We start from the raw sequence: 25,757 nt of genomic DNA, 5'->3' as shown, positions 1-25,757 counted from the left end.
GGGCGAGTACGGCAGCCGCACTTGGGCGGCGCCCTCCAGCACCGTCGACACTCCAGCTAACTCGACAACCGCAATACGTCTTGGCCGTCAAGTCGGTTGAGTCGAACAGCGACCTTCTCGGCAAGATTCTTGAAGTCCGCGTAACAACGTTGGACATAGGACTGCGTGCTACCGATCGCCCCATCAGCGGAGCGAAGGTCAAACATTGGCTTACGCGCATCGTGTGCGAGCGGCATCAGACTCTGATAGTTCTTCAGCGTGGCAATCTCGTATTCGTCCCCAGAAGACACGCCATCTGCTTGCCCCAGGACCGCCGTCTCAAAAACGCTTGGTATCCTGGTCAGCCATCGTCGGTAAGCTTTGACCGGACGGTCGAGTCGCATAGTCGGCTGCATAATGACATATCCCAACGGAGACATCGTCCCCCGAGGCGCAGGGATCCTCGAGGGAACCGTCGGCAGGACCGTGTCCTGCCAGATCGCTCGCCACTCCCTCAGCGTCGGCCCCAGATTTCGCAGCCCACGCAACGAAAACAGATCAGCGGCCAGCGGCATCAGGACAGCGTCCGCCGCCAGCAGCGCGGCTCGATTTATAGCACCAAGATTCGGGCCGACATCAATAAGGATCAGTTCCGCGTCGGCCGCACGAGCCGCCTCATCGATAATCCGGTAAAATGCCGTGGTGGTGCGTATAGCCGCTTGATCCTTGCCAAGGAAACTTCGCGGCCAGGCGTCCGACAATTTCTCCTCAAAGGCGCTCAGTCCCAAGTCGCCAGCAACCAGCGCCAGCCCATCGGCGATTCGCACCGGCGAGAAGTGTTTTATGTCGCCGAGACCATCCATAATTGGCTGGACAGACTGCGCTATCGTACCGGTTTCGGTGGAAACCGCCGAAGGGAAGATATCCAACTGCCGCCGACTCTCTCGCCAGGCAGGAGACTCCGGCTCACTCCACAAGGTGGCCAGGTCGTCCTCGGGAAGGAACGCCGCGGTGAGATTCGACTGCGGATCCAGGTCAACGGCAAGAACTCGAACACCCAGGCGCTGGTACATGTGGGCCAGATGGTATGTCAGCGTGGTCTTACCCACGCCCCCCTTGTTGTTGAACAGCGCAAGTGCGATCACTGAGCCCTCCGCATCAGTACCAGCCAGGAGGAATCGTCCACGTCAAACTCCGCTGGCGGATTTCCGTTGGCGCTCAACACCCCTTGCATCCTACCAATGCCCCGGCCGAACCGGTTCACAAAACCCAGTTCTTTCATTGCGCCAGCCAACGATGGATTGCGATAGTCGTTTCTGCTTTCAAAATTGTCGGAACGTACCGCGCCGTACGGGCCACCGGGATTGGTTATTTCTATACGATCCTCGAACCAGGCGATGCGCACCGGCGCATGAGAACTCTCATAATTGCGGTGAATAATTGCGTTCATGCACGCCTCACGAAGCGCCTCTATCGGATAGTCCGGCCGATTGCGCTCGGTAAATGCGCCGGTTGCCTCAATTGTGGTATGCAGATGCCCCAGCAACATCGACTGCAACCGGTCAACCGAGTCAAGCACATTGCCACGCAACTCCTGGGCATCAATTACCGCACTATCGACCCCGGTTCCGGTATAGCGGACCAATTGGATATATGCACCCGGGATGAACCCCGTTGGATTGAGGCCGATCAGGAGTAGACCCATATTTGTCGGCACCCGCTCCGGACTGGCCACCTTGATCGACGCCAACTGTAGCTCAACCGGCCGTTCGTTCTCTTCCAGAACTTCAGGAGACACAAACGCAGGGAGCACATCGTTCCGAAAACGTCGAATATCTATGTCATCGACGGTGGCGCCCACGTACGGACGGGTGTCGAACGGACCATCGCGAAACCTACGTCGCTCGGAGAGCACACGCTCATCGTCTCGAGTAGCGCGACGCGTGGTCGGCCCCGGCCGAACCCATACAGTGCCATCGAGCCTGACCGGTGGAGAACTCGACGCCTCCACCCGGATATGCACAATGGACTTTCCCTTGAACGTCGCCTTGCACACCACAAGAGAAGGCCTGTCAATAATCTTGCCGTTATCGCGATTGTCGGTGAGCGCGAGCAGCGTCCCGTCCGACGTGTCGACATCATCCAGCGCGACACCCCGGTCAGTGACCCCAATCAGGAGATCGCCACCACCCAGATTGGGCAGATCATTCGCAAAAGCACAAATAGCCTGGCGCACTGTTTTCGCATCCGCGGTCCGCTTGAACTCAAGGCATGGAGTCTCCTCAGCACCGAGCGTTACAGCAAGGTCGTCACCCATATGCACATACTGACAGACCGCGATCAAGCTTGCCGCTTGCCCACCAGGCAAGGCTAGCCTAAGTTATGGGGTGCAACTTAGGTGAACGGAGTGGATCGTGGGTTCCTCGGCGCGGACAGGCGGCAGACGGCCGCTCATCCAGGTCGACGACATCCTGGCCGCCGGCAGGCGGCTGGGCATGGCGCGCCTGTCCGTCAACGCAGTCGCCGTTGAGCTGGGGGTGTCCGCGACCGCGCTCTACCGCCACATCCAGGGCCGCTGGGCGCTGGAGCGCCTCGTCGGCGAGAGCTTCCTCGCCGAGCTGACCCTTCACGACGACCCCACCCACGACCTCCCCCACCACCTGCTCTCCTTCGCCGGTCAGCTGCGGGCCTTCGTGCTCGCCCACCCCGGTCTGGCCTCCTACCTCCAGGTACTGTTCCCCCGCGGCGACGCCGGCACCCGCCTGCTCGCCGACGAGATCACCATGCTCGAACGCCGCGGCTACGCCACCGACGCGGCGATCGTCCTCAGTGGCGCCGTCGCCTCGCTCGCGATCGGGACCGCGGTCGCCGAGGAACGGGAGGCCGACGCGGCGTCGAGCACCGGCTACGCCGACGAACGCACCGCCGTGGTCACCCACCTCGCCGCCCGTTTCGGGGGCGCGCACACGACACTGCCCCCGGTGACCCCGGACGACTTCGCTCGGCTGATCCTCACCGCCGCGATCCGGGGCCTGCTCGCGGTCGCCCCGCCGGGACGGCCGGTGGCCGAGTTCCTCGCCGAACTCGGTGGACTGGAAGGAAACTGGTAATGGCTCGCGGTTTTCAGGGTGCGGTCCTGCGCGGCTTCGGCGCGCGGGACCACGAGGCGACCGTGGTCGCGACGACCCGGCGCGCACCGCAGCTGGTTCGGGTGCGGCTGCACTCGGCGACATTGTTCGACGAGGTGGTGGTGGAGCCGACCGGGTGGCTGCGGTTCTGGTTCCCCGACCCCGCCGGGTCCGACACCGAGTTCCAGCGCGCCTACACGATCAGCGACGCCGACGAGGCCACCGGACACTTCGCGATCGACGTCGTGCTGCACGAGCCCGCCGGGCCCGCTTCCCAGTGGGCGGTGGACGTGCGGCCGGGCGCGACGATCAGTGTCACCTCGCTGGGATCGGACCGGTTCGCGGTGCCGGACGAACTTCCCCTCGGGTACCTGCTGGTCGGCGATGCCGCGTCGACGCCGGCGATCAACGGGATTCTCGCGGTCGTACCGAAGGACATGCCAGTCGAGTTGTATCTGGAGCTGCACGACGACGCCGACCGGGAACTGCCGATCACCGCGCACCCCAGGCTGCGCACCCACTGGGTGCCGCGCGGTGACGGGCGGGCACTCGCCGCCGCCATCGAGGCCCGCGACTGGTCGGACTGGCAGGCCTGGGCCGCCCCCGAATCCACCACCCTCAAACACGTGCGCGCCCGGCTCAAGGACGAGTTCGGCTTCCCGAAGTCCGAAGTGCACGCCCGCGCGTACTGGATCCACGGCCGCGCCATGGGAAAGCTGCGCGACGACAGGACCGAGAAGCGCGAAAAGCCAGCCCCCGCACCACAACCAGCGCCGTCGGCCCGCGCCGCCGCCGGCTCGTGGCGCGCGCAGGCCGCCGGCCGGCTGCTCGCGCCGCTGAAGCGCACGCTGCTGCTCGCCGGGATCTGCCAGGCACTGGTGACGCTCCTCCAGCTCGCCCCGTTCGTGCTCCTGGTGGACCTGGCGCGGCTGCTGGTCGTGGGCGCGGCAACAAGTCAACTGTGGACTGTCGGTGCATGGGCGCTGGGCCTGCTCGGCGCGGGCGCGGTGCTCGGCTCGGCGTTGCTGCTCTGGCTACACCTGGTCGACGCCCGGTTCGAACGCGACCTTCGCGTCCGGCTGCTGGACAAGCTCGCCCGGCTCCCCCTCGGCTGGTTCACCGAACGCGGCTCCGGGTCGGTCAAGAAGCTCGTCCAGGACGACACCCTGTCGCTGCACTACCTGGTCACCCACGCGGTGCCGGACGCGGTCGCGGCGGTCGTCGCGCCGGTCGCGGTGCTCGGGTACCTGTTCGCGGTGGACTGGCGGCTCGCGCTGGTTCTGTTCCTCCCGGTGCTCGTCTACCTGGTCAGCATGACCGTCATGATCATGCAGTCCGGCCAGAAGATCGGTCAGGCCAACCGGTTCGCGGACCGGATGTCCGGCGAGGCCGCCGCCTACCTGGAGGGCCAGCCGGTGATCCGGGTGTTCGGCGGCGCGACCGCCGCCACCTTCCGCCGCAGGCTCGACGAGTACGTCACCTTCCTCGGCGAGTGGCAGCGGCCGTTCACCGGCAAGAAAACCGTGATGGACCTCGCCACCCGGCCGATGACCTTCCTGTGGCTCATCGCCGCCACCGGCACGCCGCTGGTCACCTCGGGCAGCATGGCACCGCTGGACCTGTTGCCGTTCCTGTTGCTGGGCACCACGTTCGGCGCACGCCTGCTCGGCATCGGTTACGGGCTCGGCGGAATCCGCGACGGACTCCTGGCCGCCCGGCGGCTCAGCGTCGTGCTCGACGAGCGGGAGTTGGCGACCCAGGAGCACCCGGGGACCGGTGCCGCGCAAGGACTGGTCGAGTTCGACGACGTGACCTTCGGCTACCGGCCGGACGTGCCGGTGATCACGGGCATCAGCCTGACACTCGAACCCGGCACGGTGACCGCGTTGGTCGGCCCGTCCGGTTCGGGCAAGTCGACGCTGGCCGGGTTGCTCGCGCGGTTCCACGACGTCGACGGCGGCGCGATCCGCGTCGGCGGCCAGGACATCCGCTCGCTCACCGCCGACGAGCTGTACGCGCGGGTCGGGTTCGTGTTCCAGGACGCCCAACTCGTGCACGGCACCGTCCACGACAACATCGCGCTCGCCGTGCCCGACGCCGGCACCGCCGACGTGGTGGCCGCCGCCACCGCCGCCCACCTGCACGACCGGATCCTGGCGCTACCGGCCGGATACGACACCGTGCTCGACGGCGGCGGCGGGCTCTCCGGCGGCGAACGACAACGGCTCACGATCGCCCGCGCGATCCTCGCCGACGCGCCGGTGCTGATCCTCGACGAGGCCACCGCGTTCGCCGACCCGGAATCCGAGTACCAGGTACAGCAGGCCCTCAGCCGCCTGGCCGGCAACCGCACCGTGCTGGTCGTCGCCCACCGGCTGCACACGATCACCGACGCCGACCGGATCGTCGTGCTCGACCACGGCCGCGTCGCCGAGACCGGCACCCACGACGCACTGCTCACCGCACGCGGCCGCTACCACCGGCTCTGGGAGTCCCGCGCCGCCACCACGGTCGAAGGGGCACTCCGATGATCCGCACCTACCTGCGGTTGATCCCGCCGCACCGCCGGGGCACGGTCCGCGTGTACACCGCGCTCGCGATCGTCTCGGTGGTACTGCGCGCGATCGGCGCTGTGCTGCTCGTGCCGCTGGTCGGCGCACTGTTCGGCCGCACGCCCGACGACGCCCTGCCCTGGCTGGGCGCGCTCACCGCCGTCACCGTGGCCGGCTGGGCCGTCGACGCGCGCACCGCCAGGCTCGGCTTCGACCTCGGGTTCGCCGTGCTGGACACCGTGCAGCACGACCTCGCCGACCGGCTCACCCGCATCCGGCTGGCCTGGTTCACCGCGACCACCACGGCGACCGCCCGCCAGGCCGTCGCGGCGACCGGGCCGGACCTGGTCGGGCTCGTGGTCAACCTGCTCACCCCGCTGCTGGGCGCGGTGCTGTTGCCGGCGGCGATCGCATTCGCGCTGCTGCCGGTCTCGTTGCCGCTCGGGCTGGCCGCGCTGGCCGGGGTGCCGCTGCTGTTCGGCGCGCTGGCGGCGGCCGGGCGCGCGACACGCGCCGCCGACGGGGTCGCCGCCGAGGCCAACAGCACGCTGACCGAACGGATCGTCGAGTTCGCCCGCACCCAGCAGGCACTGCGCGCCGCCCGCCGGGTGGCCGCCACCCGCAGCGGCGCGGGCGCGGCGCTGGCCGCACAGCACAGCGCCACGCTGCGGCTGGTGCTCATGCAGATCCCGGGACAGCTGCTGTTCAGCGTCGTCAGCCAGGTCGCCCTGATCGGCCTGGCGGGCACCACCGCCCTGCTGGCGGTCGACGGGGCGCTGACCGCGCCGGAGGCCGTCGCGCTCATCGTGGTGATCGCCCGGTATCTGGAGCCGGTCAGCACGCTCGGCGAACTGGCCCCCGCGCTCGGCACCATCCGCACGACGATCGAGCGCATCCGCGCCGTGCTCGACGCGCCGGTCGCCGACACGGGCACCGCGACCGTGCCGGCCGACACCGCGCCGCGGATCGAGTTCGACGCGGTCACCTTCGCCCACGGCACGGACCGGCCGGTGTTCGACCGGCTCAGCCTCGCCATCGAGCCCGGCACCACCACGGCCATCGTCGGCCCGTCCGGCGCCGGCAAGAGCACCGTGCTGGCGCTCATCGCCGGGCTGCACCGGCCGGCGAGCGGGCGGGTGCTGGTCGACGGGGTGGACGCCGCGACCCTCGACGCCGACACCCGCCGGGCGCTCACCAGCGTCGTGTTCCAGCACCCGTACCTGTTCGACGGCACGGTGCGGGACAACGTGCTCGCCGGCCACCAGGACGCCGACGCGGACGACTACGCCACCGCGTCGCGCCTGGCCAGGGTCGACGAGATCACCGAGCGGCTGCCCGACGGCGAGCACACGGTCACCGGCGAGGCCGGGGCCGCGCTGTCCGGCGGCGAACGGCAACGGGTCAGCATCGCCCGCGCACTGCTCAAACCCGCGCCGGTACTGCTCATCGACGAGGCGACCAGCGCGCTGGACACGGAGAACGAGACCGCGGTGGTGCGGGCCATCGCCGAGGACGCCCGGACCCGCACCCGGGTGATCGTGGCGCACCGGCTCACCAGCATCAGCCACGCCGACCGCGTGCTGTTCCTCGACGAGGGCCGCGTCGTCGAGGACGGCACGGTCGACGCGCTACGCGCCGCCGGCGGCCGGTTCGCCGAATTCTGGCGCCAGCAACAGGAAGCCGCCGACTGGCACGTCACCGCGTCGGGCGCATCCGGAACGCGACCAGCAACGCGGGAACGATGACCACCGCCATGACCAGGAAGGCGTCGGAGAAGGCGCCTCCTGGCCCGGCGTAGAGCGGGTTGACCGCGCCGGCGCCGCTGTGCTGCCGCGCGGTCACCAGTACCCCGAACAACGCCGGACCGGCGCCCGCGCCGAGGAACTGGGTCCCCTGCAGGATGCCGAGACCGACGCCGACCTGATCACCGGGCAACGCGCCGGCCGCCGCGCTGATGATCGGGGTGATCACCACGATGAACCCGACGCTGAGCCCGAGCATGCCGATCCCGGCGGGGATCGCCGAGGTGCCGGCGGTGAAGCTCGACAGGAACAGCGCGAACAGCCCCATGAGCGTGAGACCGGTGATCACCAGCGCCCGGGTGCCGACCCGGTCGGCGAGCCGCCCGATCACCGGCGAGAGCACGGCCACGGCGACCCCGGCCGGGATCATCACCAGCGCGCCCGCACCCGGGGTGAGCCCGTTGACGTCCACCACCTGCAGCGCCACGTTCACCAACGCGCCGAGGTTGACGATCATGGCCAGGGCCAGGACGATGACCGCCGCCCGGTAGACCCGGTTGGTGAACAACGCCGGCGGCACGAACGGATGCGCGACCCGCACGGTGCGCCACCAGAACAGCGTGAACGCCACGACCGCCACCACCAGGCTGCCCCAGGACGACAGCGCGCCGACGCCGCCGGCCTGCGCCTGGGTGATGCCGAACAGCACCAGGCCGGCGGCCAGGCCGAGCAGGATGCCGCCGGGAAGGTCGAACCGCGCGGTCCCCGCCGGCGGCCGGCCCGGCAGCACGCGCAGTGCGGCGGGCAGCAGGACCAGTGCGACCACGAACATGAGCCAGAACAGCGCCGGCCAGCCGAACGCCTGACCGAGCCCGCCGCCGATGGCCGGCCCGGCGGCGGTGCCGACCCCGGTGGCCGAGGAGACGACGCCGATGCCCATCCCGCGCTTGTCCTCCGGCAGCAACCGGGTGACCGCGATGATCGAGAGCACCGGCAGCGCGGCCGCGCCCGTGCCCATCACGATGCGGCCGAGGACCAGCACGAGCAGGTCCGGAGCGAGCGCGCAGACCAGGCTCCCGGCGGCATAGGTCACCAGGGCGAACCCGAACAGCCGACGCAGGCTCACCCGGTCGGAAATGCGGCCGTACAGGGGGATCCCGATGGCGAACACCAGCAGGAAGCCGGTGACCACCCACGCCAGCTCCGCCTCCGACGCGCCGAACTCCGCGCCGATCGAGGGCAGCATGAGGTTGACCATGTCGCTGGCGATGACCGTGACCAGCACCGCCGGCAGCAGCACCGCCAACAGCGTCAGCCCGGAGCCGGTGCGTTCGGTCGTGGATGTCATGCGATGGTCTCCTCGGCTTTACTGCCACTGTTATAGTTACAGTTAGGGCATGCGGAAGGGCGTCCCGTTCGCCACGAGGTCAGTGCGTGACCCGCCTGCGCTCGGCGACCAGCACCTGCCCGACCAGGTCGGCAATGGTTGTCGCGCTGAGCCGTTCCTCCATGGCGTGTTCGGCGGCGAGGAACTCCATCTCGAGCACGTGCTGCATGTGCCGCCCGACCTCGCACGCCTCGCTCGGTGGATGGGCGTGCCTGGCCAGTACCGGTCCGTCCTCGACGGCGAGGTAGGCGTCGTAGAGGGTGATCTCCCGGGGGGAACGGGCGAGCGTCCAGCCGCCGCCTCGGCCCTCGGTGGACCACACCAGGTCGGCGTCGCGCAGACTGCCCAGGATGCGCCGCACCAGCACCGGGTTGCTCGCCAGGCTCTCCGCGATCTCCGCCGAGGTCAGCGAATGGTCCCAGCGCGCCAACATGGTGAGCGCGTGCATCGCGACGGCGCTTCTGCTGCTGAGACCCACCACTGTCCCTTCCGCTTGAACTGGAACTAACCTAGTTGCAGTTTGACCGGTCGTCAATAATGTGCCGATGAACGATGAGCCGCCCGTGGTCCGGGCCCGCCACCACGCCCACCTCGTCGCGCCCCGGCAGGGCGAGGTGCGGGTGAGCGCGTCGGTCGGCCCGGCGGGCGAGGTCGTCGCGTTGTGGGCGACCGCCGTGGACCTGGCGACGCTGACGTCGGCGACCATCAGCGAGGACGGCGCCCGGTTCCCGGACGCGCGGGCGGCACAGCCGGTCGGTGTCCGGGTGAGCGCGCACGCGCCGACGCCGGTCGAGGCCGCGCCAATCCGGCTGCCGGTCGCCCACCCGTTCGTCCAGCCGCTGCCCGACGGCCGGCTGCTCGTGGTGGGCGCCCGATGCCGATGGCGCCCGGATGGCCCGGACCGCAACGCGATCGTCTACGACGACACCGGCGCGGTACTGGCCGAACACACCCTCGGCGACGGCATCGCGCACGTGCTGGCCACGGGCCGGGGCGAGGTCTGGGTGGGGTACTACGACGAGGGGATCCTCGGCAACTACGGCTGGGGCTTCGACGACGGCGACACCCCGATCGGCGAGTGTGGCCTGATCCGGTTCTCCCCCGAGTTGGCCCCGGACTGGCGCTACCCGATGGACCGCGACAACCCCTGGGACACGATCGCCGACTGCTACGCCCTCAACGTCGACGGCGACACGGCGTGGACGTCCTGCTACACCGACTTCCCCGTCGTGCGGGTGCGGGAGGACACGCTGTCCGGCTGGCACAACGACGTCCATGGCGCCAGCGCCATCGCCGTGGACGGCGACCACGTCGCGCTGTTCGGCGGCTACGACGATCCCCACCGGCTCGCCACCGGCGTCCTCGACGAGGACCGGCTGCACGTGACCGGCGAGTACCGCCTCGTCCTCCCCGACGGCGAGCCCCTCCCCCGCGAACTCGAGGTCATCGGACGAGGCCCCGACTTCCACCTCCTCGCCCACGACACCTGGCTACGTCTCAGCCTCGACGACCTCCGTCCAGTGCGATGAAGGACGCCTTCGTCGCGTTACGGGCAGACCAGAACTGGGGCCTGGGGCCGATCCCGTTGCGGACAGCTGGACCAGGCTGGGCCGCCCAGGCTCGCCGGGTCCAGGCCGCGGACCTGGGGCGACGCCTTCGCGGTGGCGCCGGCGTAGGACTTCAGGCCGGCGTCGGCGAAGAACTCACCGCCGAAGTCGACCTCGAAGTGGTCGCCGTCGACCAGTTGTCTGGCCAGCCAACCCGCGGCGGCGTCCGCCTTCTGGCCACGCCCGGCGCGGCCGCCGCGCCTCCCGGCGCGACCAGGCCGACGACCGTGACACCGGCGAGGACCGCCGCGAGGATTCGAGAACCGATCACCGCAGGGTGTCCCGGACGCGGCGGGCGGCCGCGACCAGGTTGCGCAGCGCCGGTTCCACTTCGGCGTAGCCGCGGGTTTTCAGGCCGCAGTCGGGGTTTGCCCACAGCCGCTCGCCCGGTACGACCTCGGCCGCCCTGGTCAACAGGTCGGTGATCTCGTCCTCGTCGGGCACGCGTGGGGAGTGGATGTCGTACACCCCGGGCCCGACACCGCGGCCGAACCCGGACGTGCCGAGGTCGCCGAGGATCTCCATCTTGGAGCGAGCCGCCTCGATGGTGGTGACGTCCGCGTCCAGGTCGTCGATCGCCTCGATGACCTCGCCGAACTCCGAGTAGCACAGGTGGGTGTGGATCTGGGTCGACGGCACGGCGCCCGCGGTGGCCAGCCGGAACGCGCCGACCGACCAGTCGAGGTAGGCGGGTTGGTCGACCGCCCGCAGTGGCAACAGTTCCCGCAGCGCCGGCTCGTCGACCTGGATGATGCCGATGCCGGCCGCCTCGAGGTCGGCGACCTCGTCGCGCAGCGCCAGTGCGACCTGGACCGCGGTGTCGGCCAGTGGTTGGTCGTCGCGCACGAACGACCACGCGAGGATCGTCACCGGGCCGGTCAGCATGCCCTTGACCGGTTTCACCGAAAGGCTTTGCGCGTAGGAGATCCAGTCCACGGTCATCGGCTTCGGCCGGGACACGTCACCGTGGATGATCGGCGGGCGCACGCACCGGGAGCCGTAGGACTGCACCCAGCCCGACTCCGTCGAGGCGACCCCGGCCAGGTGTTCGGCGAAGTACTGCACCATGTCGTTGCGCTCGGGCTCACCGTGCACCAGCACGTCCAGGCCGATGTCCTCCTGCAGCGCGATCACCTTGGCGATCTCGTCGCGCATCTGTCGCAGGTAGCCACGTTCGTCCAGGGTATCGGTGCGCAACCCGGCCCTGGCCAGGCGGATCTCCGCGGTCTGCGGGAACGACCCGATCGTGGTGGTCGCCAACGGCGGGAGGTTCAGCCTGCGCTGCTGCGCGGCCGCACGCTCCACATAGGCCGGACGGGTCCGGTCCGCGTCGGTGAGCGCGGCGACCCTGGCCAGCACGTCCTCGTCCCGCGGCGGCGACTGTCGCGTGTGGTCGGTCGCCGGGCCGGCGCCCTTGGCGAGCGCGGTGCCGATGGCGACGACCTCGCAGACCTTCTGCCGGGCGAAGGCGAGCCGGGCGCGTACATCGGGGTCGAGCTCGGTCTCGGCGTCGAGGTCGTAGGGGACGTGCAGCAACGTCGAGGACGTCGAGACCGCGACCTCGCGGGCCGAGCCGCGCAGGGCCTCGGCCTTGGCCAGTGCCGCCGCCGGATCGGTGCGCCACACGTTGCGGCCGTCCACGACCCCGGCGACGAGGGTCTTGTCCCGCAACGCGGGCACGGTGGCGTGACTGGTGTCCGGCGCGGCGACCAGGTCGACGGCGATCGCCTCGACCGGTGTGTTCGCGAGGACCTCCAGTGCTGGGCCCAGATCGCCGTAGTAGCCGGTGACCAACAGTCGCGGGCGGTCGGGCAGCGCGCCGAGCAGGTCGTAGGCGCGCCGCAGGGCCGCGAGGTCGGCCGGGGTCCGGTCGGCGGCGAACGCCGGCTCGTCCAGCTGCACCCACTGGGCGCCTTCGGCCCGCAACCGGGTGAGCAGGTCGCCGTAGGCCATCAGGAGATCGTTGAGCAGGTCGAGCGGGACGAAGCCCTCATGGTCCGATTTGGACAGCAGGAGGAACGTCACCGGGCCGAGCAGCACCGGCCTGGTCTCGATGCCCAGCGCGCGCGCTTCGCGGTACTCGGCAAGCGGTTTGTCGCCGGTCAGCCGAAACGCGGTGTCCGGGCCGAGTTCGGGGACCAGGTAGTGGTAGTTGGTGTCGAACCACTTCGTCATCTCCAGCGCGGGGGCGCCGTCGCGGCCCCTCGCCGCGGCGAAGTAGGTGTTCACTGTGGACAGATCGAGATCGTGGAAGCGCTTGGGAATCGCGCCGAACAGCTCGACGGTGTCCAGCACCTGGTCGTAGCAGGAGAACGTGTTGGACGGGACGGAGTCCAGTCCGGCGTCGCGCAGTTCCGTCCAGGTCGCGGCGCGCAGCTCCCTGGCCACCGCCTGGAGTTCCGGTGCGTCGATCCTGCCTGCCCAGTAGCGTTCGACGGCGCGTTTGAGCTCCCGGCGCGGGCCGATCCTGGGGTAGCCGAGCACAGTGGTGCCGATGGTCACAAGCTCTCTCCTCGCGAGCATGCCGATGGCACGAAGACCAGCTCGGAAGGGACCGCACGCGAACGAGTCGCGGCCGTGGCCCTCCCGAGAGGCTCCGGACCCCGCGCACCGGTCGGTGCACGGGCCGGCGGCAGGTCTTCGGACTCGTGGGCGCACGTCTCGCGCCTACCGGCCGTCGCTTCCCAGGCTCTCGCCAAGTGCTTCGTTGACGGCTTTCGTTCCCACTTACCGCTGCGGGGCAGTCCCGGACTCACACCGGGTTCCCTCTTGCCTCGCCCACATCCTCGAGAGAACGCGCGCGAACCGTCGGCATCCACCAGCCTACAGGCCGATCGCCCGATCACCCCGACAGTGTCCCGATGAAGTCGGTGTCCGCGTTCACGCCGGTCGGCGACCAGTAGTCCCGGTAGCCGACGATCTGCCCGTCCCGCACGGTGAGCACACAGATGTAGCGGTTGCGGTAGGGCTCGCCGGTGCGCACCAGCATCCCCGCCACCTCGATCTCGGGGATGATCACCGCCGGATCGGTGGTCTCGTGCACGATCTTCTCCGTGACGCGCTGGAGGTCGTAGACGTCGGTGTAGTCGCGCAGGTAGGCGTGGACCGCCTCCCGACCGTCCACCCGGGTCGGCCAGCCGGGCGGGGCGAACGGGAACTCCATGGTGCCCTCGGCGGCCCACAGGTCGGCGAAGCCGGACATATCCTTGGCCAGCAACAGTTCCAGGGCATGGTCGAGCAGCTCACGCGGTGTCATTCAGGACTCCCTCAGGATGGACGGGACGGTATCGTCCCGACCACTTTACGACGGACGGGACCGTCCTGTCCATCCGCTAGACTCGGCACCATGAACCGTCGCGCACCGTCCGGGGCGGCCGTGCTGCAACCGGGCATCACCGCCGCCATCAACGACGCCGTACTGGCCGAGTTGGTCGAGCGGGGCTACGCGCGGTTGTCCATGGAAGGGGTCGCCAGGCGCGCGGGCGCGGGCAAGAGCGCGCTGTACCGCCGGTGGCGCACCAAACAGGAGATGGTGCTCGCGGTGCTCGCCGAGATCAGCGTGCCCATGGCGGACGTGGCGAGCACCGGCACCCTGCGCGGTGACCTCCGCGCCTCGGTGGCCGCCATCGCCGCGTGGCTGTCCGAGCCGCCGTTCTCCCGGATCGTCCCCGATCTGGTGGCCGAGGCCACCCGCACACCGGAACTCGCCAAGGCGATCGCGACCGCCATCGGCGAACCCCGGCGCGCGCTGGCCAGGACACGGCTGGAACAGGCGGCGGCCCGAGGTGAGCTGCCGGCCGACGCCGACCTGGAGACCGCGCAGGACATGGTGGCCGGGCTCATCTACTGGCGGCTGGTGGTGCGCCAGGCCCCGGTCGAGCCGGACTATCTCGACCGGGTCACCGACACCGTGCTGCGCGCGCTGGGCGCCACCTGAAGCGGTGCGCGGGAATCAGCGCAGCGGCACGCCGCGCCACGACCGCTGGTCAGCCGGGTTCTCGACCAGCCGCACCGAGGAGGCCAGCTCGGTCAGCTCCCCGGTCGAGACCACAGTGGACTCGGCGACGATCGCATAGCCGCCACCGGTGTCCAGGATGGTGACCGCCGTGTCGGACACCGCCGCCGGACGACCATCGAGCTGCGTGGTGGCCACCGGTGCGGCACCGGGGTCACCGGTGACCAGGTCCCGGGTGAGGTCCCGGCGAACACCGACCAGCACCCGGTCCGCGTCGTCGTCCGCGCTCACCGGATCACGCGTGCCGAACACCAACAGCCCACCCTCGGCCGGATCGCTCGATGTCCCGAATGGACTGATCACGCCGACCAGCTGGCGCGGATCGCCGGAATCGGGCGCTGGCACGGTGAACGGCAACCTCACCGCCGCGCCGGCGCCCGGCTCGACGCTCTGGGCGACCCGGTGCGCGACGTCCCGCGAGTCGACCATGGCGAACGCCCACGCGTTCGCCGTCCACTCCCAGGCGAGCGCGGTGCCGGTCCACAGTGCCCGCTTCCCGTTCACCTCGGGCGCGGGATCGCCCGCCGGCGGGTCGGGCAACCGGCCGGGGGCGTACATGGTCACCTCGGCGTCGCCGGCCGAGCCGTCGGTCGGCACGAGCAGCACCCGCTGCCGGTACCGCCCGGTCTCGTAGCTGACCGGGGTGAAGCCGCCGGCCGAGCCGACGCCGAACTCCTGGCGCAGCGGCTCGAACTCGCCGACCGGGGTGGCCGGCGGCGCGCTCTGTTGTCCATTGAGGATGGTCGAGCCGGTGAGCACCCCGAACACGGTGACCGCGACGACGGCCAGCGCGCCGAGCGCCTGTCCTGTCCGCTGCCGCCGGGCGCCGGTGTGGATCGCCCGGTGCACGCTGACCGTCGACGGCGTGCCGGGTTCGGTGTCCCGCAACGGGCTGAGCAGCCGGGCACCGTCCTGTTCGGTCTGGTCCATCCCGCTACTCCCTTCCCATGACGGCTGACAGTTGTCCGTTGAGCAGCCTGCGCAACGCGGCCAGGCCGGCCGAGGTCTGGCTCTTCACGTTCCCTTCCGAGCACCCGAGCACACCGGCCACCTCGGCGACCGACAGGTCGAGCAGGAACCGCAACACCAGCACCGCCCTTGCCTTCGGCGGGACCCGGCCGAGTGCGGTCAGCAACACCAGCCGGGTCTCCACGTCTGGCCCGGTGTCCGCGGCCACCGACGGGGTGTCCCGCGGTGCCCCGGTCAGCCGAATCCTGCGGGCCCAGCCGAGCCGCTGCTCGCTGAGGAACACCCGCACCAGCATCGCCCGCACGTAGGCGTCCATGTTGTCCGCGGCGCTGGCCCGCTTCCAGTGCGTGTACAGCTTGGTGATCGTCACCTGGACGATGTCGTCGGCCCGGTGCTCGTCCCCGCAGAGCAGGTAGGCGGTGCGCCGCAGCGCGGGCAGCCGAGCGGTCACGTACTCGGTGAACCGCTGCTCCTCGGTCGCACGCACCCGATCACCCCCTCGCCGTCGCCCCGTTGACGCCAACGACCGCACCCCAGGTTGTGTGACCGCACTCACTACCCGCTCAGCAGTTCCCGGGCAAGTGCCGCGCTCCACCACTGCTCGACCCGGTCGGGCGACCAGGACCGCTCGACGGTGAGTGTGGTGTAGACGTCGATGTTGCACAGCGCCGCGTAGCTGTCGACGGCCGTCGGGATGTCCAGGTCCGCGCGGAGGGTGCCGCTCGGCCAGGAGGAGAACACCTGCACCCGGGTGTCATCGGCCTTGCGCCGGGCCTGGAGGTAGAAGTCCGCGAGTTCGGGTTCGGTGCGCCCGGCGTCGCGCACCAGGGCGATCAGGTCGCCCGCGCGCTCGAAGACCCGCCGGTCGTAGCCGGCCATCGCGGCCAGGTTCTGCCGGGGGTCGGCGGTGGCTTCCAGCTCGTCGACCATCCGCGGCAGGTCGGCGGACAGGTCCGCGGCCTCGGCCAGCGCCCAGACCAGCCCGGTCTTGTTCTGGTAGGCCGCGTAGACGGTCGGCACGGAGACCCCGGCCGCGCGCGCCACGTCGCGCACGGTGGTCGTCGCCCAGCCCTTGGCGACGAACAGCCGGCGCGCGGCGTCGGCGATCTCGGCGCGGGTCTGGTGCGCCTGCGACAGGCGGCGCAGCGAGTTGTACGTGCGCCGCTCGGGCTCTCTCTCCATGTTTGCGCCTCGATCTTCTGGTGGTTATATTGAATATAAGCAACGTAAAATGGATCGGAGTCACGCGATGACCATCGTCAGCCTGGCGGGCATGGGCGGCATCGGGTTCGTCCTGGTGGCGATCTTCGTGAACGTCATCTATATCCGGATCGGGCTGCCGATGCCGAACTCGGGCCAGTCCGTGGAGGAGGTCGCCGACTCGCTGGCCGCGATCGGCGACCGGCTGCGCGGACCATCGGTGATCGTGCCCGTCACCTGGCTGTGTACCACGGTGTTCGCCGCCGGACTGCTCGCGGAACTGTGGCGCGGCGACCTGGCGACCGACGGCTGGCTGTTGGTCGGCTTCGCCGGGGTACTCATGCAGAACGCCACGTTCACGGTGGTGGAGGCGTTCCGGTTCGGCATGGTCGCGGCCGCGCAACGCCGGGACCCGATCGCCGGCCTGGCGGCGGCACACCACCTCCTGTTCGGCTTCAACCAGGTCTTCCTCGCCATCGCGCTGCTCGGCTTCACCACCGCCGGCGCCGGCGTCGGCTTCAACCCCACCTGGCACACCTGGCTCGGCTACGTCAGCGCCGTACTGATGTTCATCTCGTCGCTGTCCGCCCCCTTCACCATCAACCGCACCAACCGGGTCGCGGTGGCCGGCCTGATCGGCTGGTTCGGCTGGGCCACCTGGATCGTCGTCTACAGCGTCCTGCTGCTGACCAGCTGACGGTTACCGTGGGGGCATGAGCACTCCGGCACAGGATCCGAACAGTTCATGGGCACCGTCGGCGTGCACCCTGCCCACGGTGGCGCAACCGACGCGGATCGCCGAGTTCGACGCACTGTTCGCCACCGCGACCGGGAAAGTCGAGCGGCCAGCGCCGAACCGGGCACTGTTGCCGTTGCCGCCGACCGGCGAGACGGCGGCCATGGCGGCCGACCTGATGGTGCGCGAGACCGGGTGTTGTTCGTTCTTCACCTTCACCCTGACCGCGACCGAGGGCGCGCTACACCTGGAGGTGTCGGTGCCCGGCGGGCAGCTCGACGTGCTGGACGCGTGGGCGGCCCGCGCGAGCGCCCGGATACCGTCCCCGGCATGACGACCGTCCGGTCCGTGCTGCTGTTCGTGCTGGCCGCGATCGCCGAGATCGGCGGGGCGTGGCTGATCTGGCAGGGCTGGCGGGAGTATCGCGGCCTGTGGTGGATCGCCGCCGGTGTGCTCGCGCTGGGTGCCTACGGGTTCGTCGCCACCTTCCAGCCCGACCAGAACTTCGGCCGGATTCTCGCCGCGTACGGCGGAGTCTTCGTCGCCGGCTCGCTCGCCTGGGGCGTCATCGTCGACAAGTTCCACCCCGACCGATGGGACTACCTCGGCGCCGCACTGTGCCTCGCCGGGGTCGTCGTGATCATGTACGCACCGCGCCACGGGACGTCGTGACTGTTTTTATATCAGTGGTCGCTGTACTGTTTCGCTCATGCTGATGTGTGAGACGCGGGAGTCGGCGCTGGCTCGGCTCGGGCGGGCGCTGGCCGACCCGACCCGCTGCCGGATTCTGGTCGCCCTGCTCGACGGGGTGAGCTATCCCGGCCAGCTGGCCACCCAGCTCGAGCTGACCCGCTCCAACGTGTCCAACCACCTGGCCTGCCTGCGCGGTTGTGGCCTGGTGGTGGCCACCTACGAGGGCCGCCAGGTCCGCTACGCCCTGGCCGACGCGCACCTGGCCCGCGCGTTGCGCGAGCTGGTGCAGGTCGTGCTCGCGGTCGACCCCGACGAACCCTGCGTCGAGGACGCTCGATGAACCCGGACGCCGGCCGACTCGAACTGTCGCCAGTGGACAGTTGCTGTTCCCCCACCGGCGCGGTCGATCCCCGCCGGACCGTGCTCACCCGACGGGTCCGGCTGTTGGTGGCCGCGACGATCATCTACAACGTGATCGAGGCGATCGTCGCGATCACGGCGGGCACGATCGCGTCGTCGACCGCGTTGGTCGGGTTCGGGTTGGACTCGGTGATCGAGGTCGCGTCGGCGACGGCGGTGGCCTGGCAGTTCGCCGGCAAGGATCCGGCGGCCAGGGAGCGGACGGCGTTGCGGGTCATCGCCGTCTCGTTCTTCGCGCTCGCGGGCTATGTCACGGTCGAGTCGGTGCGCGCGCTGGTCGGTGCGGACGCCGCCGAGCATTCCACGGTCGGGATCGTGCTGGCGGCGGTGTCGTTGTCGGTGATGCCGTTCCTGTCCTACGCCCAGCGGCGCGCCGGCCGGGAGCTCGGGTCGGCCAGCGCGGTCGCGGACTCGAAGCAGACCCTGTTGTGCACCTACCTTTCCGGGGTCCTGTTGGTCGGACTGGTGCTCAACAGCCAACTCGGCTGGTCGTGGGCCGACCCGCTGGTGGCGCTGGTCATCGCCGCCGTCGCGGTCCGCGAGGGCCGCCGGGCCTGGCGCGGCGAGCACTGCTGCTGACCGGGATGGCGACCGTCATCATCGTCACCGGGCCGCCGGCGACCGGAAAGTCCACCCTGGCCCGTGAACTCGCCGTCCACATGAGACTTCCGGTGTTCGGCAAGGACCGCGTCAAGGAGACGTTGTTCGACACGCTGGGCTGGTCGGATCGCGCGTGGTCCCAACAACTCGGCGCGGCCGCCATCGCGGTCCTCTACGCCCAGCTCGCCGACACCCTTGGCGCGGGCGCCTCCTGCATCGCCGAGTCGACCTTCCGGCGCGGGCAGGCGAGCCAGGACTTCCACCGGGTGCTCGCCGACACCGGCGCCAACGCCGTCCAACTCCAGTGCGTCACCGACGGCCCGACCCTCCTGCGCCGCTTCACCGACCGAGCCGCCAGCGAACGCCACCCCGGCCACCGCGACGAACACAACATCGCCGAGTTCCGCGCGGAACTACTCGCCGGCCGCTACGAACCACTCGACATCCCGGGCCCGGTACTGACCGTCGACACCACCGACTTCCAGAACCTGCCCCTCACCGACCTCATCGCCCAACTCACCGCACAGATGACCCGCACAGCCAGGTAGTCAGCTCATCGCTGTTCTGACTGCAGTGAAGGGTCCCTTCGCTGCACGGGACGCAGCGAAGGGACCCTTCGCTGCGGTTGACCGGGATCCACGTGCCGGGGACCGGTCCCGGCAGCACGGGTTTATACCCAACGGGCTCGTCTACCGGAAGGAGGGAACCATGCGGGGCAAGAACTGGTAATCCTCGAGCGTAAGGGATTTCTGTCTGGCACAGAAAGGAGATCGCTTATGCGGAACAAGAGCTGGTGACCGATGCCCGGTGCCCGGCCACGGCGACCGCCGCGGCGAGCACGGCACCGACCGACCCGGCGATCGCGACGGCGGTCGCCGGGTCCCACAAGTCGGCGAGCATGCCGCCCACGAGCACCGCAACCCCTTGCCCGGCAACGATTCCGGACGCGGCCACGCCGACCGCCCTGCCCCGGTCGGTGTCCGGCGTCGCCCGGATGAAGTCCGCCTGGGTCTGGAGCAGGTAGGCCGTGCTGAACGCGCCGGACAGCCCCCACAGCACGACCGTGACCGGCAGGCCAGGCCGGAACAGCGTCAGCACCAACGGGATGCCGGCGGCCACCGCGAGCACCCCGGTCAACCGACTCCTGACCCGACTCGGCACGAACCGGGTGAACAGCCAGGCCCCGAGCACGCTGCCCAGCGGATCGGCCGCCATCAGCACCCCGACCGCCGCCGCGCCGAGGCCGAGTTGGTCCGCGTACGGCGCGGCCAGCCCTTCTGGCACGACATACCAGCCGACCAGCCAGGCGAGCAGCACCAGTGCCCGTCGCCGAGGGTCGGTGGCGATCGAGGCGAGCACGGCGGCGGTGCCAGAACCCTTGTCGGTACGCGCCGCGCCGGGCCGTGGCCGATCGGCCACCCCGAACCGGATCAGCATGGCCGACAGCACGAACGTCAACGCGTTCGCCAGCAACGCCACCGGCGGGCTCAGCACCGCGACGAGCACTCCGCCACCGGCGAACCCCACCAACTGTGCGCTCTGGCTCGTGATCTGGCGGACCGCCAGGCCACGTTCGTAGAGCTCCCCCGGCAACACCTCGGGCAACAACGCCCCCTGCGCCGCGGCGAACGGCGACCCGAGAAACACCACGACGACCAACAACCCGCACACCACCCACAAGGGCAACGCGGGCACCGCCATGACCGCCACCAGCACCGCCCGCAGAAGATCGGCGACGACCATGACCTCCCGCCGCCGGAAGCGGTCTGCCAGCCACGACAGCACCAGCCCACCCAGCAACGCCGGCAGGAACGTCAGCGCGTAGGTCACCGCCGCCCAGACCGCGGACCCGGTACGCCCGTACACGAGCACCGCGAGCGCGACCCGCGCCAACTGGTCCCCCGCGATGGACGCCAGCTCGGCGAGCCACAGGTACCGGAACTCCCGCACCCGCAGTGCTTCCCCCACCCCTCCGGCCATCGCATGATTCTCACAGGGCTACCCGGGACCGGTCCGCACGCGGCAAACCATCATGCCGTCGCGATCAGCACGGTGGCGGCCGCGGCGGCGATCAGGCCGGCGGCCTGGCTGCGCGTGAGTCGCTCGCCGAGCACGGTGATGCCGAGCAGCACGGGAATGCCGGGGTACAGCGACGACAGGACGACGGCGATCGCGACCAGCTCGGTCCTGGTGGCATACAGGTAACAGACGAGCGCGAACCCGGCCAACGCACCGGCGACACCGGCGGCGACATCACCGCCGACGCGATGCGCGCCATCGGGCACCACGGTGTCCCGGCGCATGGCCGTGCTCGCCACCGCGACGGCGATGATCGACACGACTCGCCCGGCGACGACGGGCCAGATGCCCGATTCCGGTCCGGCCTGGGCGAGGGCGAGGTACTGCGCCGCGATGCCGACGCTGGCGATCAGCCCGTCCCCGACCCCCCGCCCGTCACCCGCTCTCCCACGCGACACCCACCACAGGGCGGGCAACGCGAGCGCGATCCCGACCCAGGCCAGCGGCGCCGGCCGCTCACCGAGCACCGCCACGCCGACCAGCACGGGCAGGGTGACACCACCGATCGCGCTGGTCGGGACGACGATGCTCACCGCACCGCGGCTCATGCCCCGGAACAGGAACATCATCGCGAGCCCGGTCCCGACGCCGGACAGCCCGCCCCACACCACGTCCGCGAAAGCCGGCACGCGCACGGACACGAACGGCGCCACGCACGCCATCGACACCAGGCCGCCGAGCTGCCCGAACAGCGCGACGCGCACAAACGAGCCGCGCCGGGACAACACCCCACCGAGGAAGTCGGACAGGCCGTAGCTCACCGCCGAGGCGAGCGCGAACAGCGCACCCACCGGCTCAGCCGTCGCGCTCGGCCTGCCCGACCGGGCAGGTCGCGTTCGTGGTGCAACCCGCCCGATCGCACAACCGGCACAGCAGCTCCGCGCTGCCGACCTCGGTGTGCAGGCGCGCCAACAACTTGGCGAGGAGGCCGGCCAGGACGTCCTGCTCGTCCGGGTCGAGCACGGACACGAGGTCGCGCAACGGCTGCTCGCGGGCCGCGAGCAGCCGGGACGCGACCCGCCGCCCCGCCGGGGTCGGACTCACCCGCACTTCCCGGCCGGCCCCCGGTCGCCGTCGCACCAGCCCCTTCGCGGTCAACGAGTCGACCATGCGGGCCGCGGCGGGTTGGCTCAGGCCGATCCGCCTGCCCAGCTCGGTCACGCTCAACCCCGGCGTGGTCACGAGCACGACCAGCCCGGCTGCCCCGCTGGCACTGGTGCCGCTCGCCTGGGTCGCGCCGGCGAGCGCGAGGTCGGTCACGGCCAGCGCGGTCGCCCCGAGGAGGTTCGCGGTTCGGCGTTCGTCATGCATGAGTTATGCATAACACGGCGGGTCAACCCAGACCGAACGTGAACGTCTTCTTGAAGTTGTCCTTGGTTGAGTTGAACACCTCCTTGGCCTTGTCGGTAACCGCCTCGTAGGCGCCCGGGGCCTTGTCCACCACGGTCGCACCGGCTCCCTTGACGGCGTCGTAGACGTCACCGCCGTACTGGTCCACCACCACGTAGGTCACCGCGCCGGCGACCAGACCGGCCGCGAGCGGGGCCACGGCCACCACGACCGGCGCACCGACCAGTACGGGCGCCGCCGCGGCCACCGCGCTGGTCGCCGCGCTGGTCGCCGCGCTGGTCGCCGCGGTGGCGGCGAACAGTCCGGCGCCGTTGGCCGCCGTGCTGACGACGATGTTCTTCACCGACGGGTCTTTCGCGATGTCGAGGCCGAGGCCGGCGGCGGTGATCACCAGACCGACCCTCGGCACGCTCTTGACCACCGCGGCGACCGGACCGGTGCCCGGGGCCATGGGGTTGCCGACGGTGATGGTCATCCCGTGCGCGAGTTGGGCCGGCAGGCCGCCGGCGGCGAACCTGCCCGCCGCCACGGCGGTGTCGTGCGCGGCGGCATGCGACGCGGCCGTGCTGAGCTGGGCGGCGGCGTCGGTCACCGACGTGAAGCGGCTGCCGACCGCCGTCCCGACAGCGGTCGCCGCGATGCCCAGCAGGCTGATCGAGCCGAAGATCTCGCCGGGGATGGCGCCGAAGAAGTCGCGCAGCGTGGTCTGGGACGCCAACTCCAGCTCACCGGCCTCGGTGACGGTCCGCGTGCATTCCCCGTACGCCTTGATCTTGGCGGCGTAGTCGGCGGCGGCGGCCTGTGCGGCGGTGACCGCGCTCTGCTCGGCGGCGGTCGGGCAGCGGTCGCCTGGCAACGGTGCGGCCGCCGGCGGCGGGCCGCCGGGGTCGAGGATGTGCGTCGCGGTGAGGGTCAGCCCGGCGGCCGCGGCCACCTCGCGCGCCTGTGCCATGCGGCTCTTCACGGTGTCCAGGTCGGCGGCGTGCCGGTCCAGCGCGGCGGCGGACTCGACGTGCCGCGCGGCGATGCGGTCGACATCGCCGACCGCGCTGACCACTCGTGTCTGGAAGGCATCGGCCGCCGAGCCGGTCCAGCCGGACTCCGAGATCCCCGCCGCCTCGCGGGCGGCACTGCCCGCGTCGAAGGTGGCCCGGGACAGCTCCCGCACCCAGCCCGCCGTCGCGCGCAGACTGCCGGGGTCACCCTTCACCCACGTGTCGAGCGGCATCAGGACCTCCCCGCGTACGCGTTGGCCTCGGTCTGGTCTCGCTGCTGGTACTCGCGCAGCGTGTTGTCCACCTCGGCGCGGGCCCCCTGGAGACCGACGGCCACGGAATCGGTCGTGTTGCACAGCGACGCGAGGCCCATGGCGACCACGGCGGTGCAGTCGCCTGCCTGTGGCGGCGGCGGGGACGCGGGCACACCGTCCACTATGGACGCCGCCAGGGACAGCTTGGTCGACACGGTGGCCAGCACCGACGGCTCGACGTCGAAGTCGGTCATCCCGTCACCTCCGCGTCCCACACGACGAGGTCGGCCGAACACAGCGCCGCGCAGTCCTCGACGCGGTCGGCGTACACGCCTATCCAGGCCTGCGCCGCGCCACAGCAGCGCACCAGGTCCTCGATCGTTCGGTAGACCGGCAGCGCGAGCCGGTCGTCCTCCGTGCGCCGCAACTCGAACGCGATCTCGGTGTCGGTGGCCGTGCCCGGCACGAAGACCTGGCTGGTCGTGGAGTCGTCGCCGTCCCAGCCGAGCAGCCGGCCGTCGATCACCCCGGTGGAGAGTTCCCTCATGTCGCCTCCATGTGTTGGTATGCCGCCGATGGTGGGTCCTGCGAACACCGCCGGTCCACGGAGATCAGGCGAAATCCCAGCTCAGTACGGCTGCGCGGACGGACAACCAGTTGTCCGCGGACAACCGGAACCCGTCCTCGGCGGCCGGCGTCGAATCCGCGAAGCAGGGCCGGGCCAAGGAGTTTGTCCGTGAACGACAGAGCGCTGGTGAACCAGTCGGCGAGAAGCCCTGGCCGCCCCCAGGGCGATCTCAGGGGCACGTCGAGGCAGGCCAACGAGCTCGCGGTGTTCCTCCGGGACCTCACCAAGGACCACACGGTGCGCCAACTCGCGGTGCGCTACATGGGCGGGCGCACGGCGTGGAGCATGTACCGCTCCGGCGCACAGCTGATCCCGCTGCATCTGCTGGAGCAGGTGGTGCGCGACCGCACCCGCGACCAGGCCGGCCGCGAGCTACGGCTGACGCGGGCGCGCACGCTGCACGAGCAGGCGGCCGCGGCGCAGCCGGCGGCCGACCCCGTCGCGGTGCCCGAACTCCCACCGGAGGCCGAACCGGCGCCCACCCGCCGGTCGAGGCTGTGGCTGTCGCACGCGGCCGCGGCCGCGGTGGCCGTGGCGGCGACATTGCTGGTGGCGACCCCGGGGAACGGTCCGCGGCCAACGACCCCCGCCCCCGTCCCGCACATCGCGACCCAGTTGGTGGCGCTGACGCCGACCGGTGACGCGGTGCGGTCCTGGGACCCGGCGACGCGGCGGTGGACGACGATCGGCGCCCACGCCGCGTCGGTGCACGGCGGCGGCGCCGGGCTGTGGGCCATCTCGCCCGGTGTCGGGCACATCGCGCAGTACCACTCGCCGGGCAACTGGTCCTATACCGGTGAACGCCCGGCGGAGCTGGTGGTCGGGCAGGACCAGTTGCTCCGGCTCGCGCCGGACCGGGCCGCGGTCTGGGCGTGGGTGCCGCAGGACAAGTCCTGGCTGCTGGTCGGCGGACAGGCCAGGCACCTGTACGCGGGCCCGGCCGGCATCTTCGCCTCCAGCCCGAGCGGCACGGACCTGTTCCGCTACGAGGGCACTCCCGAGAACTGGACCTGGGTCACCGACACCCTGGATCCGCGGGACACCCTGGTCGTCGGCGGGGAGACGCTGTACCGGCTGACCGCGGGCCGCACGGAAGTGCAGGAATGGGACCAGGTCGACGGGCGGTGGCGCCGGATCGGCGGCGCCGCGAAGACGATCCGGGTGGGCGGCGCCGGTCTGGTCGCGATGGACGACGACGGCGGGGTGCGCGTCTACCGGGACAGCCCGAACGACTGGCGGCGCATCGGCGACGGCGCGGCTGACGTCGCGGTCGGCGCCGACCGGGTGTACCGGCTGGGCACCGACGGCGCGATCTCGGAGTGGTCGGCGAACACCTGGCACGACCTCGACGCCAGCGCACGGGCGATCACCGTCGTCGGCACGTGACCGACACGCCGACACAACATATGGGTGCCGGAAGAGT

27 protein-coding genes and 1 riboswitch are annotated in these 25,757 nt (G+C 70.6%); of the genes, 12 read left to right on the top strand and 15 right to left on the bottom strand.

What is annotated here, in order from left to right; translation table 11 throughout:
• Positions 1–56: 56 nt before the first annotated feature.
• Positions 57–1,124 carry a ParA family protein gene (locus tag ACYVIP_RS11750; RefSeq protein ID WP_460395141.1) on the bottom strand — a complete coding sequence of 356 codons (1,068 nt, stop codon included), beginning with the start codon at positions 1,122–1,124 and terminating at the stop codon, positions 57–59.
• Positions 1,121–2,296, bottom strand: coding sequence for an ATP-binding protein (locus ACYVIP_RS11745; protein WP_460395139.1), 1,176 nt, complete (start codon positions 2,294–2,296; stop codon positions 1,121–1,123). Before ACYVIP_RS11745 ends, ACYVIP_RS11750 begins: the two co-directional genes overlap by 4 nt.
• A 97-nt stretch (positions 2,297–2,393) precedes the next feature.
• Between ACYVIP_RS11745 and ACYVIP_RS11740 the strand changes: the two genes are divergently transcribed.
• From ACYVIP_RS11740 to ACYVIP_RS11730, 3 genes are read left to right on the top strand one after another with little or no spacing between them, the layout of a single operon-like run.
• Positions 2,394–3,089 (top strand): TetR/AcrR family transcriptional regulator, encoded by a 696-nt coding sequence (locus ACYVIP_RS11740; protein WP_460395137.1) that lies wholly within the window; start codon positions 2,394–2,396, stop codon positions 3,087–3,089.
• On the top strand, positions 3,089–5,638 hold the full coding sequence (locus tag ACYVIP_RS11735) for an ABC transporter ATP-binding protein/permease (RefSeq protein ID WP_460395135.1): 2,550 nt from the start codon (positions 3,089–3,091) through the stop codon (positions 5,636–5,638). Before ACYVIP_RS11740 ends, ACYVIP_RS11735 begins: the two co-directional genes overlap by 1 nt.
• Entirely contained in the window at positions 5,635–7,404 is a 1,770-nt protein-coding gene (locus ACYVIP_RS11730; protein WP_460395133.1) for an ABC transporter ATP-binding protein, read from the top strand. The genes ACYVIP_RS11735 and ACYVIP_RS11730 overlap by 4 nt, the downstream gene beginning before the upstream one ends.
• Here the strand turns inward: ACYVIP_RS11730 and ACYVIP_RS11725 are convergent.
• Both ACYVIP_RS11725 and ACYVIP_RS11720 read right to left on the bottom strand, forming a co-directional pair.
• Positions 7,355–8,749: an MFS transporter gene (locus ACYVIP_RS11725; protein WP_460395131.1), complete on the bottom strand. Its 1,395-nt coding sequence runs from the start codon at positions 8,747–8,749 to the stop codon at positions 7,355–7,357. The two genes, ACYVIP_RS11730 and ACYVIP_RS11725, sit on opposite strands and share 50 nt — an antisense overlap.
• A 79-nt stretch (positions 8,750–8,828) precedes the next feature.
• Positions 8,829–9,266 carry an Rrf2 family transcriptional regulator gene (locus ACYVIP_RS11720; RefSeq protein WP_460395129.1) on the bottom strand — a complete coding sequence of 146 codons (438 nt, stop codon included), beginning with the start codon at positions 9,264–9,266 and terminating at the stop codon, positions 8,829–8,831.
• A 67-nt stretch (positions 9,267–9,333) separates the two neighbouring features.
• Here ACYVIP_RS11720 and ACYVIP_RS11715 point away from each other — a divergent pair, with 67 nt between their 5' ends.
• The gene (locus ACYVIP_RS11715) at positions 9,334–10,317 is read left to right on the top strand and encodes a hypothetical protein (RefSeq protein ID WP_460395127.1); all 984 of its coding nucleotides are present in this window, start codon (positions 9,334–9,336) and stop codon (positions 10,315–10,317) included.
• Positions 10,318–10,662: 345 nt separating this feature from the next.
• Here the strand turns inward: ACYVIP_RS11715 and metE are convergent, their stop codons facing one another.
• Both metE and ACYVIP_RS11705 read right to left on the bottom strand, forming a co-directional pair.
• On the bottom strand, positions 10,663–12,918 hold the full coding sequence (gene metE / locus ACYVIP_RS11710) for a 5-methyltetrahydropteroyltriglutamate--homocysteine S-methyltransferase (RefSeq protein WP_460395125.1): 2,256 nt from the start codon (positions 12,916–12,918) through the stop codon (positions 10,663–10,665).
• Positions 12,919–13,009: 91 nt separating this feature from the next.
• A riboswitch (cobalamin riboswitch) is annotated at positions 13,010–13,220 on the bottom strand.
• A 17-nt stretch (positions 13,221–13,237) separates the two neighbouring features.
• Complete coding sequence (locus ACYVIP_RS11705) at positions 13,238–13,651, bottom strand: nuclear transport factor 2 family protein (RefSeq protein ID WP_460395123.1); 414 nt, start codon at positions 13,649–13,651, stop codon at positions 13,238–13,240.
• Positions 13,652–13,741: 90 nt separating this feature from the next.
• Here ACYVIP_RS11705 and ACYVIP_RS11700 point away from each other — a divergent pair, with 90 nt between their 5' ends.
• A complete protein-coding gene (locus ACYVIP_RS11700; RefSeq protein ID WP_460395121.1) occupies positions 13,742–14,332 on the top strand; it encodes a TetR/AcrR family transcriptional regulator in 591 nt (196 codons plus the stop codon).
• A gap of 15 nt (positions 14,333–14,347) precedes the next feature.
• On the opposite strand, the gene ACYVIP_RS11695 is transcribed toward ACYVIP_RS11700, so the two are convergent.
• The 3 genes from ACYVIP_RS11695 to ACYVIP_RS11685 form a co-directional block, all read right to left on the bottom strand.
• Positions 14,348–15,340 carry a hypothetical protein gene (locus tag ACYVIP_RS11695; RefSeq protein WP_460395119.1) on the bottom strand — a complete coding sequence of 331 codons (993 nt, stop codon included), beginning with the start codon at positions 15,338–15,340 and terminating at the stop codon, positions 14,348–14,350.
• Positions 15,341–15,344: 4 nt separating this feature from the next.
• A complete protein-coding gene (locus ACYVIP_RS11690; protein WP_460395117.1) occupies positions 15,345–15,866 on the bottom strand; it encodes a SigE family RNA polymerase sigma factor in 522 nt (173 codons plus the stop codon).
• Between the two features lie 68 nt (positions 15,867–15,934).
• Positions 15,935–16,561 carry a TetR/AcrR family transcriptional regulator gene (locus tag ACYVIP_RS11685; protein WP_460395115.1) on the bottom strand — a complete coding sequence of 209 codons (627 nt, stop codon included), beginning with the start codon at positions 16,559–16,561 and terminating at the stop codon, positions 15,935–15,937.
• Positions 16,562–16,628: 67 nt separating this feature from the next.
• Between ACYVIP_RS11685 and ACYVIP_RS11680 the strand changes: the two genes are divergently transcribed.
• Genes ACYVIP_RS11680 through ACYVIP_RS11655 form a run of 6 tightly spaced genes read left to right on the top strand, consistent with a single transcriptional unit; the run spans position 16,629 to position 19,576 of the window.
• Complete coding sequence (locus ACYVIP_RS11680; protein WP_460395113.1) at positions 16,629–17,276, top strand: hypothetical protein; 648 nt, start codon at positions 16,629–16,631, stop codon at positions 17,274–17,276.
• 16 nt (positions 17,277–17,292) lie between these two features.
• Positions 17,293–17,649: a hypothetical protein gene (locus ACYVIP_RS11675; RefSeq protein WP_460395111.1), complete on the top strand. Its 357-nt coding sequence runs from the start codon at positions 17,293–17,295 to the stop codon at positions 17,647–17,649.
• Entirely contained in the window at positions 17,646–17,987 is a 342-nt protein-coding gene (locus ACYVIP_RS11670) for a YnfA family protein (RefSeq protein ID WP_460395109.1), read from the top strand. The genes ACYVIP_RS11675 and ACYVIP_RS11670 overlap by 4 nt, the downstream gene beginning before the upstream one ends.
• Positions 17,988–18,024: 37 nt before the next feature.
• Complete coding sequence (gene cmtR / locus ACYVIP_RS11665; protein ID WP_460395107.1) at positions 18,025–18,348, top strand: Cd(II)/Pb(II)-sensing metalloregulatory transcriptional regulator CmtR; 324 nt, start codon at positions 18,025–18,027, stop codon at positions 18,346–18,348.
• Complete coding sequence (locus ACYVIP_RS11660; RefSeq protein ID WP_460395105.1) at positions 18,345–19,007, top strand: cation transporter; 663 nt, start codon at positions 18,345–18,347, stop codon at positions 19,005–19,007. The genes cmtR and ACYVIP_RS11660 overlap by 4 nt, the downstream gene beginning before the upstream one ends.
• Before the next feature lie 5 nt (positions 19,008–19,012).
• A complete protein-coding gene (locus tag ACYVIP_RS11655; protein WP_460395103.1) occupies positions 19,013–19,576 on the top strand; it encodes an AAA family ATPase in 564 nt (187 codons plus the stop codon).
• A gap of 226 nt (positions 19,577–19,802) precedes the next feature.
• On the opposite strand, the gene ACYVIP_RS11650 is transcribed toward ACYVIP_RS11655, so the two are convergent.
• From ACYVIP_RS11650 to ACYVIP_RS11625, 6 genes are read right to left on the bottom strand one after another with little or no spacing between them, the layout of a single operon-like run.
• The gene (locus ACYVIP_RS11650) at positions 19,803–21,008 is read right to left on the bottom strand and encodes an MFS transporter (protein WP_460395101.1); all 1,206 of its coding nucleotides are present in this window, start codon (positions 21,006–21,008) and stop codon (positions 19,803–19,805) included.
• A gap of 50 nt (positions 21,009–21,058) precedes the next feature.
• Entirely contained in the window at positions 21,059–21,898 is an 840-nt protein-coding gene (locus ACYVIP_RS11645) for an EamA family transporter (RefSeq protein WP_460395099.1), read from the bottom strand.
• Positions 21,899–21,902: 4 nt separating this feature from the next.
• The gene (locus tag ACYVIP_RS11640) at positions 21,903–22,418 is read right to left on the bottom strand and encodes a MarR family transcriptional regulator (protein ID WP_460395097.1); all 516 of its coding nucleotides are present in this window, start codon (positions 22,416–22,418) and stop codon (positions 21,903–21,905) included.
• A 22-nt stretch (positions 22,419–22,440) separates the two neighbouring features.
• Positions 22,441–23,685, bottom strand: coding sequence for a hypothetical protein (locus ACYVIP_RS11635; protein WP_460395095.1), 1,245 nt, complete (start codon positions 23,683–23,685; stop codon positions 22,441–22,443).
• Positions 23,685–23,960: a hypothetical protein gene (locus tag ACYVIP_RS11630; RefSeq protein ID WP_460395093.1), complete on the bottom strand. Its 276-nt coding sequence runs from the start codon at positions 23,958–23,960 to the stop codon at positions 23,685–23,687. The genes ACYVIP_RS11635 and ACYVIP_RS11630 overlap by 1 nt, the downstream gene beginning before the upstream one ends.
• The gene (locus ACYVIP_RS11625) at positions 23,957–24,253 is read right to left on the bottom strand and encodes an SAV_915 family protein (protein WP_460395091.1); all 297 of its coding nucleotides are present in this window, start codon (positions 24,251–24,253) and stop codon (positions 23,957–23,959) included. Before ACYVIP_RS11625 ends, ACYVIP_RS11630 begins: the two co-directional genes overlap by 4 nt.
• 189 nt (positions 24,254–24,442) lie before the next feature.
• Between ACYVIP_RS11625 and ACYVIP_RS11620 the strand changes: the two genes are divergently transcribed.
• Entirely contained in the window at positions 24,443–25,720 is a 1,278-nt protein-coding gene (locus tag ACYVIP_RS11620; protein WP_460395089.1) for a hypothetical protein, read from the top strand.
• Positions 25,721–25,757: the final 37 nt, after the last annotated feature.

Source organism: Actinophytocola sediminis (assembly GCF_054779715.1).
Note: the sequence above shows the minus strand (reverse complement) of the source record. Positions and strands in the feature narration are given on the sequence as shown.

Excerpts from the sequence above, each read along its gene's own strand:
- ACYVIP_RS11670 (WP_460395109.1), top strand. The coding sequence starts at position 17,646 with ATGACGACCGTCCGGTCCGTGCTGCTGTTCGTGCTGGCCGCGATCGCC.
- ACYVIP_RS11745 (WP_460395139.1), bottom strand. The coding sequence starts at position 2,296 with ATGGGTGACGACCTTGCTGTAACGCTCGGTGCTGAGGAGACTCCATGC.
- ACYVIP_RS11655 (WP_460395103.1), top strand. The coding sequence starts at position 19,013 with ATGGCGACCGTCATCATCGTCACCGGGCCGCCGGCGACCGGAAAGTCC.
- ACYVIP_RS11700 (WP_460395121.1), top strand. The coding sequence starts at position 13,742 with ATGAACCGTCGCGCACCGTCCGGGGCGGCCGTGCTGCAACCGGGCATC.
- ACYVIP_RS11735 (WP_460395135.1), top strand. The coding sequence starts at position 3,089 with ATGGCTCGCGGTTTTCAGGGTGCGGTCCTGCGCGGCTTCGGCGCGCGG.
- ACYVIP_RS11715 (WP_460395127.1), top strand. The coding sequence starts at position 9,334 with ATGAACGATGAGCCGCCCGTGGTCCGGGCCCGCCACCACGCCCACCTC.
- ACYVIP_RS11635 (WP_460395095.1), bottom strand. The coding sequence starts at position 23,685 with ATGCCGCTCGACACGTGGGTGAAGGGTGACCCCGGCAGTCTGCGCGCG.
- ACYVIP_RS11695 (WP_460395119.1), bottom strand. The coding sequence starts at position 15,340 with ATGGACCAGACCGAACAGGACGGTGCCCGGCTGCTCAGCCCGTTGCGG.
- ACYVIP_RS11630 (WP_460395093.1), bottom strand. The coding sequence starts at position 23,960 with ATGACCGACTTCGACGTCGAGCCGTCGGTGCTGGCCACCGTGTCGACC.
- ACYVIP_RS11650 (WP_460395101.1), bottom strand. The coding sequence starts at position 21,008 with ATGGCCGGAGGGGTGGGGGAAGCACTGCGGGTGCGGGAGTTCCGGTAC.
- metE (WP_460395125.1), bottom strand. The coding sequence starts at position 12,918 with ATGCTCGCGAGGAGAGAGCTTGTGACCATCGGCACCACTGTGCTCGGC.
- ACYVIP_RS11725 (WP_460395131.1), bottom strand. The coding sequence starts at position 8,749 with ATGACATCCACGACCGAACGCACCGGCTCCGGGCTGACGCTGTTGGCG.
- ACYVIP_RS11730 (WP_460395133.1), top strand. The coding sequence starts at position 5,635 with ATGATCCGCACCTACCTGCGGTTGATCCCGCCGCACCGCCGGGGCACG.
- ACYVIP_RS11705 (WP_460395123.1), bottom strand. The coding sequence starts at position 13,651 with ATGACACCGCGTGAGCTGCTCGACCATGCCCTGGAACTGTTGCTGGCC.
- ACYVIP_RS11675 (WP_460395111.1), top strand. The coding sequence starts at position 17,293 with ATGAGCACTCCGGCACAGGATCCGAACAGTTCATGGGCACCGTCGGCG.
- ACYVIP_RS11685 (WP_460395115.1), bottom strand. The coding sequence starts at position 16,561 with ATGGAGAGAGAGCCCGAGCGGCGCACGTACAACTCGCTGCGCCGCCTG.
- ACYVIP_RS11680 (WP_460395113.1), top strand. The coding sequence starts at position 16,629 with ATGACCATCGTCAGCCTGGCGGGCATGGGCGGCATCGGGTTCGTCCTG.
- cmtR (WP_460395107.1), top strand. The coding sequence starts at position 18,025 with ATGCTGATGTGTGAGACGCGGGAGTCGGCGCTGGCTCGGCTCGGGCGG.
- ACYVIP_RS11640 (WP_460395097.1), bottom strand. The coding sequence starts at position 22,418 with ATGCATGACGAACGCCGAACCGCGAACCTCCTCGGGGCGACCGCGCTG.
- ACYVIP_RS11660 (WP_460395105.1), top strand. The coding sequence starts at position 18,345 with ATGAACCCGGACGCCGGCCGACTCGAACTGTCGCCAGTGGACAGTTGC.
- ACYVIP_RS11625 (WP_460395091.1), bottom strand. The coding sequence starts at position 24,253 with ATGAGGGAACTCTCCACCGGGGTGATCGACGGCCGGCTGCTCGGCTGG.